This window comes from Pseudarthrobacter sp. BRE9, assembly GCF_031844305.1.
Taxonomy (GTDB): Bacteria; Actinomycetota; Actinomycetes; order Actinomycetales; family Micrococcaceae; genus Arthrobacter.
Window position 1 is genome coordinate 15,022 of record NZ_JAUZUY010000013.1, and the last position, 14,891, is coordinate 29,912.

Annotated in this window: 15 protein-coding genes; 6 read left to right on the forward strand and 9 right to left on the reverse strand. The window is 67.0% G+C overall.

Features of this window, described 5'->3' with window-relative positions; all coding sequences use genetic code 11:
* Window positions 1-16: 16 nt before the first annotated feature.
* On the reverse strand, window positions 17-769 hold the full coding sequence (locus tag Q9R31_RS18920; RefSeq protein ID WP_311264255.1) for a MerR family transcriptional regulator: 753 nt from the start codon (window positions 767-769) through the stop codon (window positions 17-19).
* Window positions 770-913: 144 nt separating this feature from the next.
* Here Q9R31_RS18920 and Q9R31_RS18925 point away from each other — a divergent pair, with 144 nt between their 5' ends.
* Genes Q9R31_RS18925 through Q9R31_RS18940 form a run of 4 tightly spaced genes read left to right on the forward strand, consistent with a single transcriptional unit; the run spans window position 914 to window position 5,901 of the window.
* Window positions 914-1,879, forward strand: coding sequence for an alpha/beta hydrolase (locus Q9R31_RS18925; RefSeq protein ID WP_311264256.1), 966 nt, complete (start codon window positions 914-916; stop codon window positions 1,877-1,879).
* A 56-nt stretch (window positions 1,880-1,935) separates the two neighbouring features.
* Complete coding sequence (locus tag Q9R31_RS18930; protein WP_311264257.1) at window positions 1,936-2,817, forward strand: fumarylacetoacetate hydrolase family protein; 882 nt, start codon at window positions 1,936-1,938, stop codon at window positions 2,815-2,817.
* Complete coding sequence (locus Q9R31_RS18935) at window positions 2,817-4,679, forward strand: FAD-dependent monooxygenase (protein ID WP_311264258.1); 1,863 nt, start codon at window positions 2,817-2,819, stop codon at window positions 4,677-4,679. The genes Q9R31_RS18930 and Q9R31_RS18935 overlap by 1 nt, the downstream gene beginning before the upstream one ends.
* The gene (locus Q9R31_RS18940) at window positions 4,657-5,901 is read left to right on the forward strand and encodes a DUF3500 domain-containing protein (protein WP_311264259.1); all 1,245 of its coding nucleotides are present in this window, start codon (window positions 4,657-4,659) and stop codon (window positions 5,899-5,901) included. Before Q9R31_RS18935 ends, Q9R31_RS18940 begins: the two co-directional genes overlap by 23 nt.
* 88 nt (window positions 5,902-5,989) lie before the next feature.
* Here Q9R31_RS18940 and Q9R31_RS18945 read toward each other — a convergent pair whose 3' ends face one another.
* The 6 genes from Q9R31_RS18945 to Q9R31_RS18970 form a co-directional block, all read right to left on the reverse strand.
* Window positions 5,990-6,205, reverse strand: a complete 216-nt coding sequence (locus tag Q9R31_RS18945) for an AsnC family protein (protein ID WP_311264341.1) — start codon at window positions 6,203-6,205, stop codon at window positions 5,990-5,992.
* Between the two features lie 71 nt (window positions 6,206-6,276).
* Window positions 6,277-7,347, reverse strand: coding sequence for a quercetin 2,3-dioxygenase (locus Q9R31_RS18950; RefSeq protein WP_311264260.1), 1,071 nt, complete (start codon window positions 7,345-7,347; stop codon window positions 6,277-6,279).
* A 126-nt stretch (window positions 7,348-7,473) separates the two neighbouring features.
* Window positions 7,474-7,773 carry a DUF4193 domain-containing protein gene (locus Q9R31_RS18955; protein ID WP_311264261.1) on the reverse strand — a complete coding sequence of 100 codons (300 nt, stop codon included), beginning with the start codon at window positions 7,771-7,773 and terminating at the stop codon, window positions 7,474-7,476.
* A 148-nt stretch (window positions 7,774-7,921) separates the two neighbouring features.
* Window positions 7,922-9,787, reverse strand: coding sequence for a glycoside hydrolase family 15 protein (locus Q9R31_RS18960; RefSeq protein WP_311264262.1), 1,866 nt, complete (start codon window positions 9,785-9,787; stop codon window positions 7,922-7,924).
* Between the two features lie 82 nt (window positions 9,788-9,869).
* Complete coding sequence (locus Q9R31_RS18965; RefSeq protein ID WP_311264263.1) at window positions 9,870-10,346, reverse strand: hypothetical protein; 477 nt, start codon at window positions 10,344-10,346, stop codon at window positions 9,870-9,872.
* A 153-nt stretch (window positions 10,347-10,499) separates the two neighbouring features.
* Window positions 10,500-11,072, reverse strand: a complete 573-nt coding sequence (locus Q9R31_RS18970; protein ID WP_311264264.1) for a hypothetical protein — start codon at window positions 11,070-11,072, stop codon at window positions 10,500-10,502.
* 244 nt (window positions 11,073-11,316) lie between these two features.
* Here Q9R31_RS18970 and Q9R31_RS18975 point away from each other — a divergent pair, with 244 nt between their 5' ends.
* Both Q9R31_RS18975 and Q9R31_RS18980 read left to right on the forward strand, forming a co-directional pair.
* On the forward strand, window positions 11,317-12,525 hold the full coding sequence (locus Q9R31_RS18975; RefSeq protein WP_311264265.1) for an aspartate transaminase: 1,209 nt from the start codon (window positions 11,317-11,319) through the stop codon (window positions 12,523-12,525).
* A gap of 56 nt (window positions 12,526-12,581) precedes the next feature.
* Window positions 12,582-13,277: a 4-carboxy-4-hydroxy-2-oxoadipate aldolase/oxaloacetate decarboxylase gene (locus tag Q9R31_RS18980; RefSeq protein ID WP_311264266.1), complete on the forward strand. Its 696-nt coding sequence runs from the start codon at window positions 12,582-12,584 to the stop codon at window positions 13,275-13,277.
* 196 nt (window positions 13,278-13,473) lie between these two features.
* Here Q9R31_RS18980 and Q9R31_RS18985 read toward each other — a convergent pair whose 3' ends face one another.
* Together Q9R31_RS18985 and nac are read right to left on the reverse strand one after the other, a co-directional pair.
* Window positions 13,474-13,716: a hypothetical protein gene (locus tag Q9R31_RS18985; RefSeq protein ID WP_311264267.1), complete on the reverse strand. Its 243-nt coding sequence runs from the start codon at window positions 13,714-13,716 to the stop codon at window positions 13,474-13,476.
* Between the two features lie 123 nt (window positions 13,717-13,839).
* Window positions 13,840-14,790 carry a nitrogen assimilation transcriptional regulator NAC gene (gene nac / locus Q9R31_RS18990; RefSeq protein WP_311264268.1) on the reverse strand — a complete coding sequence of 317 codons (951 nt, stop codon included), beginning with the start codon at window positions 14,788-14,790 and terminating at the stop codon, window positions 13,840-13,842.
* Window positions 14,791-14,891 lie beyond the last annotated feature (101 nt).

The window sequence follows — 14,891 nt, forward strand, 5'->3', positions numbered from 1 at the left end:
TCCCGACCAGGGGTCATCAGGCGTCGCGGGCTTCCTGCAGGTGCGCCACCAGTGCCTGCATCTGCTGGGCAGTCCATGGCAGGGCCTTGCTGAGTTCGGCACTGTTTCCGTTCCACATGGCGCGGGCTGCCGCTTTGGTGCCCTCGCTGCTGTGGAAGCGGGAGCCCAGCTCGTCCCAGCGGCGCACCAGGTCCCTGGCCTCGGGGCTGTCGGCGGGGATCCCGGCGTCGACCTGGCGCAGGCCCTCCTTAACCATGCCCGCCCACTCGGTCCGTGCGTCCTCCGTGGCCTGCTGGCCCAGGTGGGCGCGCCGCTCGGCGAGCTCCCGGCGCTGATCTTCCGTGAAGTAGTTCTCAAACATGCTCATGCCTTCCAATACGGTCACGAATAAGGCGGGGGCTGCGTCCCCGTCGTGGTTGATGCGGTCCAGCAGCTCCCGGATGGTCCGCTGGAGCTGCTCCAGCTGCCGGGCCTGCACTCCCAGGGCGTCCAGCTGCCGCTGCAAGAGATTTCGGATGCACTCCGAACCCGCATCGGACTGGTCCAGCACGGCGGCGATCCCGCCCAGCGGCACACCAAGGCTGCGCAACGTCCGGATGCTGTAGAGGCGCTGAAGGTCCTGCCTTGTGTAACGGCGGTGGCCTGCCGTGGTCCGGACGCTTGCCCGGAGCAGCCCGATGCTGTCGTAGTGGTGCAGTGCCCTGACGGTGACGCCCGTCAGTGCCGCCAGCTCGCCAATGCTCCAGCATTGTTCGTCCAGATGATCCATATCCCCACCGTAGGACCTGACGCTGCGTCAGGTTCAAGTCCTGGCTTTTGCTGTTTCAGTTGGCATACTGATGCTTCCCAAAGGGGTTTCATTCAGTGAAACCGGCAGCGCGTCCGGCCCCGCCCATGGCCCAGAGTTGAGTCCATGAAGGCGGACGCCGGTAGTGGTCCGCTCCCGGCTACACAGGACAGAAACGGCGCGGCACACATGGAGTCAACGATGACGGCACTGCGGATCCATCGGGGGATCGGGTTCGCCCGGCCACAGAACGCGGACCCGCTGCTGCTGAACCTCTACGTTCCCGGTGCTCCCACGGACGCCCAGGACCAGGGCGGCCGGCCTGCCGTGATCCACTACCATGGGGGCGGCTGGCGGACGGGGGAGCGGTCCTCGCTGGGACCCGGCGTGGATGGTTTCGGCCTAAGCCCCATCGAACAGCTGGCGGACGCCGGGTTCGTGGTGGCCTCCGCCAACTACCGCCTGACGGACGTTGCCACGTTTCCCGCCCAGCTGCTGGATGCCAAGGCAGCGGTCCGCTGGCTCCGCACCCACGCCGCTGAGTACGGGGTGGATCCGCGCCGGATCTATGCCTGGGGCGATTCGGCAGGCGGCCACCTTGCCGCCCTCCTTGGCCTGACCGCCGGCGGCAAAGTATCCGTTGAGCCCGCCGGCACCCCCGACGCCGACGGGGACGACCATGTTGCCGGCGTCGTCGCCTGGTACCCGCCGACAGACCTGGAACGGATGGGAGAACAGGCCAGGCCGGACGCCGTTGCCCGCGCGGATGATCCCGGCTCCCGTGAGTCGCTGTTGCTCGGCGCCCAGCCGGCGGACGCCCCGGAGAGGGCCAGGGCAGCCAGCCCCCTCACCTACGTGCATCCGGACGCGCCCCCCTTCCTCCTCATCCACGGAACGGCGGACCGGTTCGTGCCCGTGGAACAGTCCACCAGCCTTGCCGAGGCGCTGGAAGGCGCCGGGGCCGCCGTCGAACTTCTCCTGCTGGAGGACGCGGACCATATGTGGCAACTGCCGGACGGCAGCAGCGCGGCCGCCGGGCAGGCAACCGCCGCCACCATCGATTTCCTTTGCCGGCTGGCAAAGCAGCACTGACATCCCCACCTCCTCCGGGCACAACGCCCCCCGGAACAGACCTGAAAGGCCCCTCCATGCAGTTCATTGGCATCACCCACCACGGCGAACCCTGGGCAGCGGCGCTCGCGGGCTCCCGCATCCTCCCGCTCGCCGCCGTCGCCGATTTCTGGTCCGACGCGGAGGGCTGGCAGGACAAGGCAACAAGCCTGCTGGCCGGCGCGGCGGAGCATGACGCGTCCGACGCCGGCGCCTGGCTGGAGCGCGGCAGCATCACCGAAGTGCCGCTCGTCCCTGCTTCCGCCCGGGTCATCTGCGTGGGCCTGAACTACAAGGCGCACGTGGCCGAAGGCAGCTTCAAGGACCAGGAACTGCCGCCATACCCCACCCTGTTTGCCCGGTGGACGGCGTCCCTGTCCGTGGGCGACGTCCCGGTTCCCGTCCCTGCGGGCGAGGCCGGGCTGGACTGGGAGGGCGAAGTGGCCGCCTACATCGGCCGGCGTGTCGAGTCCGCGGACGAGGAAACCGCTGCCGACGCCGTCTTTGGCTACTCCACCTTCAACGACATCACGTCCCGGAAGGCGCAGAAGCTCACATCGCAGTGGACCCTGGGCAAGAACGGCGACTTCAGCGGCCCCCTGGGTCCACTGGTGAGCCGGGACGAAGTAGGCGACCTGCGCGACGGGCTGCAGGTCCGCACCCGCGTCAACGGCATCGAAGCCCAAAACGGCAACACCCGCGACATGATCTTCTCCGTCCCGGCCATCATCGCGCTCATCAGCCAGACGTTCACGCTGCACCCCGGCGATGTCATTGCCACGGGAACCCCGGAAGGCGTGGGGTACGCCCGCACCCCGCAGTGGCTGCTGCAGCCCGGCGACACCGTCGAGGTGGAGATCGAGAAGCTGGGCACCCTCACAACGCCCGTGGGCGATACCTCCCTCCGGAGCCGCGCCTGATGAGCACGTTCCAGAACGCCAACGCCGCGGACATCCCGGGGCAGGCGCGGGTCCTGGTTTCCGGCGGCGGCCCCAGCGGGCTGTTCCTGGCCCTGGACCTCGCGTCCCGAGGCGTCCCCAGCACCGTCATCGACCCGCGGACCAGCGTGGACCCCACCCGGCCCCGGGCCAAGACCACCAACGCCCGCACCATGACGCACCTGCGCCGGCTGGGTCTCGCCGATGCACTCCGGAAAGCGTCACCGCTGCCGGTGGATTACGCCCAGGACGTCATCTTCTGCACCGGGCTGACCGGCCCTTCCGCGCATGAGCTGCGCCGGTTCCGCAACGCCTTCCAGTTGGTTCCGGGCACCTACGGGCCCCAGCCGGAGTGCGGCCAGCAGGTCCCGCAGCCGGTGCTCGAGGAGGTGCTCCGCGCCGCCGTCGCGGACAACCCGCTGGTCACGTTCGTCACCGGATGGTCCGTCCAGGAGCTCCGGGGGCCGGGTATTGCAGCAGGCGACGCCGGCCTTCCCGACGGCGGTCTTCCCGACGGCGGTCTTCCTGACGCCGGTCCCCACGGTGGGGCAGCCACGGCGCCGTACGCCGTCGCCGTTACTGATGCCTCCGGCGCCCGCCGCACCATCCGCGCTGACTATGTGATCGGGGCCGACGGCGGGTCCTCCGCGGTGCGCCGCAGCCTGGGCATCCGGCTGGAGGGCGGCTCCGCCGCGCTGTCCAACATCAGCATCCTGTTCCGCTCGCAGTCACTGGCTTCCGCCGTCTCGCTGGATCCCGCCGTGCAGTACTGGGTGGTGGGGTCGGAAACCTCGGGGATGGTGGGGCCCATGGACCTTGCAGACACGTGGTGGGCGATTGTCCAGGGCGTGGATCCTGCCATCACCGTCACCGCCGGCGATGCTGCCGCGATGGTCCGCTCGCTCGTGGGTGTTGACGTTGACGTCGAGGTGGTGGCCACCGATCCCTGGACCGCCCGCATGCTGCTGGCCCCGGAGTACAGCCGTGGGAACGTCTTCCTGGTGGGCGACGCAGCGCACCTCAACCCGCCCTGGGGCGGCCACGGCTTCAACACCTGCATCGGTGACGCCGCCAACCTGGCCTGGAAGCTCGCCGCGGTCATCAATGGCTGGGCGGGCCCCGGCCTCCTGGCGAGCTACGCGGATGAACGCCGGCCGGTGGCAGCGCGGACCATCCGCGACGCCGCGGAGAACGGCAAGGCCCTGGCCTACCACTTTGCGGATCCGGACCTTGCGCTCGCCGGCCCTGTCGGTGAGATTGCGCGCCGGGCTGCCCACGACGCGCTCGCCGTGAAGCAGAGTGAGTTTGATTCGCTGGGCCTGGTGCTGGGCTACGCCTACGGCGACTCGCCCGTGGTGGTGCCGGACGGTTCACCCCTTCCCGCCGAGGACCCCATCCGCTACGTCCCGTCAGCGGTTCCCGGCGCCCTGCTTCCGCATGCCTGGCTGGCCGGATCGTCCTCCCTCTACAGCTCCCTGGGGGCCGGTTTCACCCTGCTGGCCGACGCCGGGACGCTTGGCGGAGTGCCCGCCGATGAGGCATTCGCCCCCGTCCTGGCGGCTGCCGCACGGCAGGGCATTCCGGCGACCGTCACCGCCGTCGGGTGTTCCGACGACGGCACGCCCCTTTCCCGGCTTTGGGGCGCCAACGCCGTGCTGGTCCGCCCGGACCAGCACGTGGCGTGGCGGGGCAACTCCGCAGATGAGGCTGCCGCAGCGCTGCCCGTCGCTGCGGGGTGGGCAAGCGTCCCGCTGACCGCATCACCCGAACGGGCGGTTTCCCTTGAACAGGCAGCTTCCCTTGAAAACACCAGGAGCACCCGTGTCGACGCCGTCATTCCGTGATTACCTGTTTGCCCCGGACCACCCCCGCGTGGCGGGCATCCGGGGCCTGAACGCCCGCGAGTACGCCGAAGCAGCCAAGACCGACCCGTTCGCCGGGCCCATGATCGAGGGCTGGCAGAAGCTGTATCCGCAGCCTTTCACCGGCATCACCAGCGACGGCGTGCGCCGCGAAGGCCTGTACCCGCTGGCCCCGGCCCTGCCCGGGGAGGAGGCACCCGCCGCGGAGATGGTGGCCGCGGCCCGCAAGCTGCTCGGTACCGTCACTGCGGACCAGACCCGGAAGCTCAGCCACGCCGTGGATGCGCCCGAGTGGCAAAGCTGGGCCAATCCCGAATTCATGCAGCACGACACCGGGCTACGCCTGGACGAGCTGGAACCGCCCGTCCGCGACGCGGTCCTGGGCGTGGTGGAGGCGTCCCTGAGCCCGGCCGGTTTTGAGTTGGTCCGGAACCTCATGCGGATCAACGGCTTCCTGGGCGACCTGGTGGAGCTGCCGCTGTTGATGAACGAATTCAGCTACAACTTCGCGCTGTACGGCGAACCGTCCGAGACCGAACCGTGGGGGTGGCAGCTCTTTGGCCACCACGCGGCATTGAACTGCCTGGCGGCTGGGACACAGCTGGTGATCTCACCCGTGTTCATGGGCGCCGAGCCGGACATGATCGACGCCGGCCCGAATCGGGGCGTGCAGGTGTTCAAGGAGCGCATCGCCCTGGCCCGGCAGCTGATGGGCGCCCTGCCGGCCCCGTTGCAGGCGGATGCCACGGTCTACGCATTGATGGTGGACCCGGCGATGCCGGAGGGCCGCCTCCACCCCGGTGACGAGCGGCACCTTGGGGGCTGCTTCCAGGACAACCGGGTGATCCCCTACGAGGGGATCCTCGTGGCCGAGATGCCGGCGGAGGCCCGGGAGCTGCTGGACGCGGTGGTGGAGGACTTCATCGCCTACCTGCCGGACGGGCCCCGCGCCGCGCGCCGGCGGGAAATCCAGGAGCACTACGGCGAGTCTTTCTTCAGCTGGATCGGGGGCTGGGAAGGGGAGGAAGCCTTTTACTTCCGCCTGCAGAGCCCCGTAGCGGTCCTGGAACTCGACCACCACACCGGGGTGTTCCTCAGCAACGACGAGCCCGCCCCGTTCCACATGCACACCGTGGTCCGCACCCCCAACGGCAACGACTACGGCCGCGAACTGGTCAAGCAGCACCCATCGGTTGCTCCATAAGTGTCGATTTAAACGCCGTAAACGACACCTATGGAGCAATGGATTGAGCAAGCCCGGCAGGGCCGGGCTTCCATGTGGAAGTCCGGCCCTACTGCTTCCCGTACTTGCGGTGCACGGCCTGTTTGCTGACGCCCAGGCACAAGGCAATCGCTTCCCAGGACAAGCCGGCCTGCCGTGCGCGCCGGACCAGTGATGCCTCGGCCCGGCCCACCTCTTTTTGCAGTTCGGCCACAGCGTACAGGGCCTCCGCGGGTCCTTTTCCATCCATTGATCCCACCAGCGTCTTCATCCGGTCCACCTCCATGCCGTCAACATTAGTTGACAAAAGAACGGCCCGTCAACAGATGTTGACGGGCCGTTCTTTGGGGCGGCAGGTTACGGGATGTCCAGGGCGGCGCGGCGCTGCGGCGGCGGCCCCACCACCGTCAGGTCCATCTCGGCCTGGGCGCGGCCAAAGCCTTCCATGTCCATGTAGGGTTCGCCGCCTTCGATGTACATGTAGTCCTCGGTGGGCTGGTTGAAGTACTCGAAGAACCCGTTGAACACGGATGGCGTCAGGAAGCCCACCATCTGCGTATTGTGGGCATCAAACGCGAACGAATGGACGGTCCCGGCCGGTGCGTGGACAAAGTCGCCCTTGGTCAGGAGCATCTCGCGGCCGTTGGCGTACAGCCACATCCGGCCCTCCGTGCAGAGGAAGTTTTCCGTGTGCTCTGAGTGGAAGTGCAGCGGAATGTAGGGGGACTTGGCGCCCTTGGTGTGCACGGCGAAGTAGTTCGAACCGGTGTTGGCGGGCCGGGACAGGTAGGTGAACATGGTCTGGTAGCTGACCAGCCGCTCACCCTCCCCGGCACTCAGGAAGTAGGGGCTCAGGGCGGGCGGGAGGTCGGCGTCGTGCTTGAACGACGGTGCCACGCGCTCCACGTCCGGGAAGGTGATGCCGAACTCGGCACCCACCTCGGCCTGCTCCTGCAGGCCGGCCTGGTGCCCGGAGCGGACCGGCGGGACGTGGGAATCGATGGGCGTGCCCACGCGCTCGTAGTACTTTTCGCCGCCGCCGGGCGTCATCCAGTTCAGGAAGCGGGTGTAATGGCTGGCCATCCGGTAGGCGTGCGGGGTGTTCGGCGGGATGACCACCGAGTCGCCGGGGGTGAGGATCCTGCTCTCGCCTGGCAGCCAGACGTGCAGGATCCCGTCGAAGACGTAGAGGGTCTTGTGCTCGATGTTGTGGCTGACAAAGGGGGACTCGGCCCCCATGCCGCCGGAGATGTAGGCGGCGCTGAAGATGCCGCCCGTATCGGCGGCGCGGGCGATGACGGTCACCAGCTGTCCGTTGATTTCGTAGCGTGCGCCCTCGCCCGATGCCATGTAATACGGGACTGCCTCTCCGGGCAGCACGTTGGCCGCCGGGAGCTGCTTGTTCATTTCCTCAACGCTGAGGGACATGGTTTCCTTCTTTCCAGTGGGCCGGCCTTTGCCGGAGCGTGACCTACATCATGGCTGCCCATCGCTCGGACCACGAGCGTGGATTCCAATGGTTGAAACCCCAATGCGGCCGGCCGTCGTCCCCGGCTAGCCCTCACATTCCTTGCAGTACTTCTTGCCATCCTTCTCCCGGGCCAACTGGCTGCGGTGGTGGACCAGGAAGCAGGACATACAGGTGAATTCGTCTGACTGCACGGGAACTACCTGGATTTGGAGTTCCTCGTTGGAGAGGTCCGCGCCGGGCAGCTCGAAGCTGTCCGCCAGGTCCGTTTCGTCCATGTCGGGAGCAGCCTCCCGGCGCCCGGACTTGTCGGACTTCAGCTCCTCCAGCGCGACGTTCGGCTCTTCCTCGGGTGTCACCCGCGGAGCGTCGTAGTCAACTGACATGTAGTGTGTTCTCCTGTCCAGCTGCTGATGTCCAGATTGTTCTGGACAGATCGACAACGCCGGACGCGGGCAACAAATTCCCGGGCCAGGTTGGGCGGGGACCGGCTGCGGCGGGCGGCACGCGCCCATGGCCCAGCCCGTCCTGGGCTTATGTTACGGCGTTATCACGTAGTGCCAGGGCGGCCTGGACCATCGCGGCGTGGGTAAGGCATTGCGGGTAGTTGCCCAGGAAGGCGCCCGAGGCAGGATCCACTTCTTCGCTGAAGAGGCCCAGCGGTGATGCCAGGTCCAGGAGCGCGCCGAAGGTTGCCAGCGCCTCGCTGGTCCTGCCGGTCATGGCCAATGCCTGCACCAGCCAGAATGAGCAGGGCAGGAAGGCGCCCTCACCGCCTTCCAGCCCGTCCTGCCCGGGCGGGTATCGGTACAGGAGGGGGCCGCCGGCACCCAGTTCCTTCCAGACTTCGTCAATGGTTGTCCGGACCACTGGGGACGCGGGGTCCTCCAGCCCGATCAAGGGAAGCACCAGCAGGGCGGCGTCCAGGTCAGTGGACCCGTAGGCCCGGGTGTAGCAGTTCCGGGCCGGGTCCACTCCCTTGCTCCGGATCTCCGTCCCAAGCCGGTCCAGTGCGCACTGCCAGCGCCGGCGCTGCCGGCTGGACAGGCGGTGCGTGGCGCCGATCCGCAACGCCCTGTCGAGGGCGAGCCAGGCCATGAGTTTGGAGTGGACGTGGTGGGCGGCGTCAGCACGGATCTCCCAGATCCCGGCGTCCGGCGCAGACCAGGTGTCCGCCACCAGGTCCGCGAACCCGCGCATGGCCCGCCACGTTTCCGAATACAGCCGATGGCCACCCTCAACGAGCACCCAGGCTGCGTCCAGCACCCAGCCATACCCGTCGAGCTGATGCTGCCCGGCCGCGCCATTGCCGGTCCGCACCGGCACGCTTCCTGCATATCCAGGCCACCCGCGCAGCACGCGCTCACGCGGCACCCGGCCACCGGACAGCGTGAGCAGGGCCGGGAGCCGGGGCCGCTGGAGCCGGCTGGCATGCAGCAGCCACCCCAGGAAGCCCAGGGCTTCATTCGTCTTTCCCGCATGCAGGAACGCGGCCACGCCGATGCTGGCATCGCGGGGCCACGCGAACCGGTAATCCCAGTTCCGTATGCCGCCGGGGTTCTCCGGCAATGACGTGGTGGGTGCCGCCACCGGTGCGCCTGAAGGAGAGTATGTCAGCAGCCGCAGCGTGAGCAGGCTCCGCAGCACCTGTGCGTGGAAGGGGATGGCCGCGTCCACCTCCCCGGCCCAGTCCTCCCACCGCCGCTCGTCACTGCACACCAGATCCCAGGCCGCTTCCGGATCCACATGGATGAGCGGTTCGCCATAGGCGACGGTGAGGACAAGTGTCACGGGCCGGCCGGGGCGCACCACCACCGTTTGCTGTTCGCCCCGCGGCAGCGGGCACCCCGCACTGAAGCCGAGCGACACCGCAAGCGGGCCCCACTCGCACACCAGGTCCCGGCCGCGCCTGCTGACCCGTGGCCGGCGGTGGGTCTCGCCCAGTCGTGGGGTGAAGCGGACGACGGCGGCTACCGGAGCACCCTTGGCGCTGAGCCGCCGGACAAAGAGCGTGGCGGGCAGGAGCGTGCCGGATACTTCAGCAACCATGGCCTCAGTCAAGGTCAACTGCCCACCGCCGGAGGACCACGCTGTTTCGAGCGTGGCGGTGTTGCCGCGGTAGCGCCGGCTTAGCAGGTGCGCGGCTCCGGCAGGACCGGCCACGAACTGCCCGGCCTTTCGTCCGCCCAGCAGCGCTCCGAAGATCGGCTCGCCGTCGAACGTGGGGGCGCACATCCAATCCACTGAACCGATGGACGAGACCAGGGCCGCAGTCCGGGTATCCCCGAGCAGGCCGTAGTCGGCGATCGGCGCGGGCTGCCAGGCCTCCGCGGGGAAGGGCCCGACGGCGGACTGCCTACCAGGTGCGGCAGGTCCCTTCGGCCCGGGTGCGGTTTTCACAATGCCCCCAGCTTCACAATGCCCCCAGCTTCACAGTGCACTCAGCTTCACAGTGCACTCAGTTTCACGGTGCCCCCCGCCCTCACAGTGCCCTCAGGAGGAGGCCAAGCACGGCGCCGTACGCGACATGGGCGAGGATCGCCACGGCCGGGGTTTGGATGCCGTAGTTCAGGCCCAGCAGGCCCGGGGGTTCCAGCACTGCCGTGCTGGCGGGGCCCGCCCGCGTGGATGCCATCCTTGGATGCACGCCGGGCAGCAGCGGCAGGATCACCGTCAGGGCCACCCCCACGTGGAGCAGGCCCAACAGCGCGCCGATCCACCAGGTGGCCCTGCCCAGGAGGGCGAAGGCTGCCACATAACCCAGGGCGAAGACCTGGCCCGCCGCGAGATGGATGAAGAAGCCGGCAACACGGGCCCGGTCAGGATCGGGCGTCACCAGGGTGCCCAGCACCAGCGGCAGGTCCAGCCGGGTCAGCCCGGCCATCTGAGCCGCAATCATGATGAGCGTCAGGAGGGCAGTTGCCAGGAGGCCGAAGAGCCCCCAACCTTGCCAGTCCATCTCATGCCGCCCAACTCCGGAGGGGCCCGACGGGGGAGGCAGTTGCGCGGGAGGGGAACCGCACTTGTATTTCACTGGACATTGGAGCCTCGCTCTAAAAATAACTCTCTTGAATTTAGAGCTGGCCGGCCAGGCCTGTCAAGGGCAGTCACGTCAGGCCGCGCCGCAGCCAACGCCCCTTGTCATCTTGCGGATTTCTTCATGCTTCAGGCCGCTGGCGCAGGCAAGCTGGTAGTCGTCCAGCAGCCGGGACTTCCTGGCGAGGGCAAGGACCTCGGTACGCTTTTGCTCAACCGAGTTGCGCGCGCTTTCGACAGCCCTCAACTCGGCTGCCAGCGCCTCGATGAGGCAAAGATGCTCGGGAGGCGTTTGACCCGACGGGTACAGGTCATCGCGCGTCCGGGCACTCGTTCGAACCGCGGCCGGAGGCATCCCGGACACCTGCGCCACCGCGGCAACCTTCACGCCGTCGCAGACGGCCTGGCCAATGCGGTCATGCAACTCGTTGACGAGGGCACGGATCCGGCTGGAGCGCAGGGCGATCGTCTTCCGTTGCCCGGCCAGCAGGGCCAGGACTTCCCGTGCCCGGGCGGCGGCAGGATCCGGTTTGGCGGGGCCCCGGTACCGGTAGGCCCGAGGGGCTGCCTTGCCGGTCCCGTTGCCTCCTGAAAGCGGAAGCACGCGCTTGTCTGTCTGCCTCCCGGCCACCACTGCCCCTTCTTCCATAGCCGTTTTCCCAAGGGCGGGCCGCCGTCGTTCCTTATGCGGGCCCTTGTCCACTGCACGTTACGCCGCATCAAGGACCGCCAGGCAATACCAAAAGTACGTGGCGCAATAGGCGGAACTTCTGGCTGCCCGTGTCATAAGGGCCGCTTATCCGTCCACGCACTTTAGGTCTTATCCAAGCCGGCCCTCCCCTCCCTAGGCTCGAATGAACCGCACTCGTCCCCCGGAACACCTGGAAGAGAACATGCCTGAATTCGTCCCCGCATCCCGTGTAACCCGCATCAAATCCTCGCCGAGCGTTGCGGCCGCCGCACGTGTCCGGGAGCTCAAGGCCGAGGGCCGCACGATCCTGGACCTAACGGTGGGGGAGCCGGATTTCGATACCCCACAGCACATCAAGGACGCAGCCATCACCGCCATCGGCCGCGGTGAAACCAAATACACGTCTGTTACCGGTACCCCCGAACTCCAGAAGGCCATCCTGCAGACGCTGGAACGCAAAACCGGCCAGCCGTACACGCCGGCCGAAATCACCATTGGCGGCGGGGGCAAGCAGGTCATCTTCACCGCTTTCATGGCTTCCCTGGACCAGGGCGATGAGGTGGTCATCCCGGCCCCGTACTGGGTTTCCTACCCGGACATGGTGCTGGCCAACGAGGGCGTCCCCGTGATCGTGCCCTGCGGCGAGGAAACCGGGTTCAAGCTCACCCCCGCGGCCCTGGCGGAGTCCCTGACAGAGCGCACCAAATGGCTCATCCTCAACACTCCCTCCAACCCCACCGGAGCGGTCTATTCCCGGCAGGAGTTGGCCGGCCTGGCCGCCGTCCTCAGGGACCACCCGTCCGTCTACATCCTCACCGATGAGATCTATGACGAAATCCACTTCGGCGAAGAGCCGATCACCAGCCTTGTGGCCGTGGCACCCGAGCTCAAAGACCGCGTGCTTGTCACCAACGGCGTCTCCAAGGCGTACGCGATGACGGGGTGGCGCCTGGGGTACGCCGGCGGGCCGGCGCCCCTGGTGGCGGCCATCAACAAGCTGCAGTCCCAGATGTCTTCCTGCCCGTCGTCCATCAGCCAGGCTGCCGCCGCCGCGGCACTCAGCGGCGATCAGTCATTCGTCCGCGACAGCGTGGAGGTGTACCGCGAACGGCGGGATGCGGCAGCCGCCGGCCTCAATGCGATCGACGGCCTGCAGTGTTCGACGCCGGACGGCGCCTTTTACGCGTACGTCAACTGCAGCGGTGTCATCGGCAAGTCCACACCGGAAGGCAAGCGGATCACCAGCGACGAGGACTTCACCCTTTACCTGCTCGAGGCGGCCTCCGTGGCCGTTATCCAGGGGTCGGCCTACGGACTGAGCCCCTACTTCCGGATTTCCTATGCCACCGGGCTGCCGGTGATCAAGGAATCAATCGCTGCGATTGAGAAAGCTGTCCAGGCACTCGCCTGATCCCTGCTGCCGAAACCCACTACTGATTCCACCCTTCCATGTACAGGAGCGATCCCATGATCCACGTCAAAACCAAATTCGACAGGCCCTCCGAAGACGCCATCCAGCGCCTCTCCAGGTTCTCCTCCGCCACCGTCCACGAAGCGCAGGGCCGCAGGGGCGCCCTGAGCTCCAGGATCAAGCCCATCGACCGGAGCATGTCCTTCTGCGGCCCGGCCGTCACTGTGGTCTGTGCCCCGCGGGACAACCTGATGCTCCAGGTCGCCATCCACTACGCACAAAAGGGCGACGTTGTCCTGGTCTCCGCCGGGGAGTACGAGGAAGCCGGGACGTTCGGTGACGTGCTCGGCAATGCCATGAAGGCGAAAGGCCTGGCCGGGATGGTGACCGATTCGGGTGTCCGGGACACCAAGGACCTCATCGAACTTGGATTGCCGGTCTTCTCCGGCAGCGTCTGCATCAAGGGGACCGTGAAGGAAACCATCGGCCCCATCAACCACCCGCTGGTCTTTGGCGACGAGATTGTCTACCCGGGCGACGTCCTCCTGGGCGATGCCGACGGCGTCGTGGTGGTTCGAAAGGACGAAATCGAGGAAGTCATCCGGCTGTCCCAGGCCCGCGTCGACGCCGAGGACGACCTCATCCGCCGCTACAAGGAAGGCGGCACCACCATTGAGCTGTGCAAGCTGACGGACGTCCTGAAGGCCAAGGGCCTGCTCGTGGAGGACGCCGAACTGGAGCTGGCCCTGTAGCCCAGCATTATCGGTATCGATTGCCGGGTACCTGCCGTTATGAGTCCCCTAAACGGCAGGTACTCGGCAATGGATGGATAAACCAGGAGGCCCGGGTTCCTTTCGGAACGCCGGGCCTCCTGCTCGCGGTTTCCTGCGGCCGGGGTGTTGCCTGGTTCATGCCTGGTTAGTTCATGCCTGGTTAGTTGATGCCGGGTTAGTTCATGCCGGGCAGGAGGTAGGCGGGCGGACCCGCCTGGGAGTCGTCCAGGTACCACATGGTGGAGCCGCGCTTGCCTGGCGGCATGATGCTTCCCTCGAACACGAACACCGGCTCAGTGGATGGTCCGTCCTCCGGCCGCCAGAATCCGTTGGTGGGGCAGTGCGAACCGGTGCCGGCCTTCACATCGATTCTTCTTTCCGATGCTTTCCGGTACTGCAAGGTGGCGATCTTTTTCATTGCGGGCTCCAGGGAATTATGTGCCAGGGTAAACGCTGTTTCAGCGGACCTTTATGGCTTTTATCCTAGAACTTGGGGAACTGGCTGAATAAGACAAAACAAAAGTGCCCTGATAAGCCGCCCTTATGATGCGGGCAGGCTGGTCGCGGGAAGTGGCGGGTATTTGCTGCGCAGCATTTCCTGGAGCATTTCCTTCAGGACCAGCAGGACCGCGGATCCGGCCTCGGACAGCGGCTCGTGGTCGGGGGTGCACAGGGCGATCTTGCACTGCAGCGCGGGATCGACGATCCGCAGGACCCGGAAGTCCTCCTCGTGGAACAGGGCATCCGCCGCCGACTTGGGCAGGATGGTCGCCCCGAGGTCCGTGCGCAGCAGCCTGGTGAGGGAGGGTACCGATTCCACTTCGCCCACCAGCTTGAGTTTCATGCCCTTGCTTTCGATGCCCGCCTGCACCACCTGCCGCAGGGTGTGGATCTGTTCCGGCAGGAAAAGACCCATGGCGGCTGCCTCTTCCAGGGTGATGGTTTCCGCGTCCGCGGCTACCGGCAGTTCCCGGCGCGGGTTCACGATCAAGTACAGGTCCTCCACGATCAAGGTGGTGAACTGCACCCCGCGGATGGGCCCGGGCTCATAGATGAGCGCCATGTCCAGGCGCCCGTTCTTGATGGCTTCGCTGAGCACGCCGCCGTAGATCTCGGTCAGGTGGAGGACGATGTCCGGGTAGCGGCGGCCCACTTCGCTGATGATCCGCGGAGTGAGGCTGGAGGCCATGCTGTAGGGGGCGATGGCGATGGACACGCGGCCCGACGGCGCAGCTCCGGAGGCCGCCACATCAACCCTGGCCTGCTCCACCAGCCGGAGGATGGTCTGGGCATGCCGGTACAGGGTATGGCCGGCGGCGGTGGGCTCCACCCCCTGCTTGCTGCGGATCAGGAGCCGCTGCTTCAGTTCATTTTCGAGGGCGGACACCTGCTGGCTTAGCGCCGGCTGCGCCACATGCAGGGCAGCGGCGGCCTTGGTGATGCTTCCCGAGTCCACGATCTTCACGAAGTACGCCAGCTTCCGGGTGTCCATAGCGCTCCTCTTTCAACGGGACGGCACAGCATCTGGGGGTCATACGTTAGCGCTATGGCGGGACAGGAGTTACGTCTTTGTGTGATCCCCGTCTCGGGCAT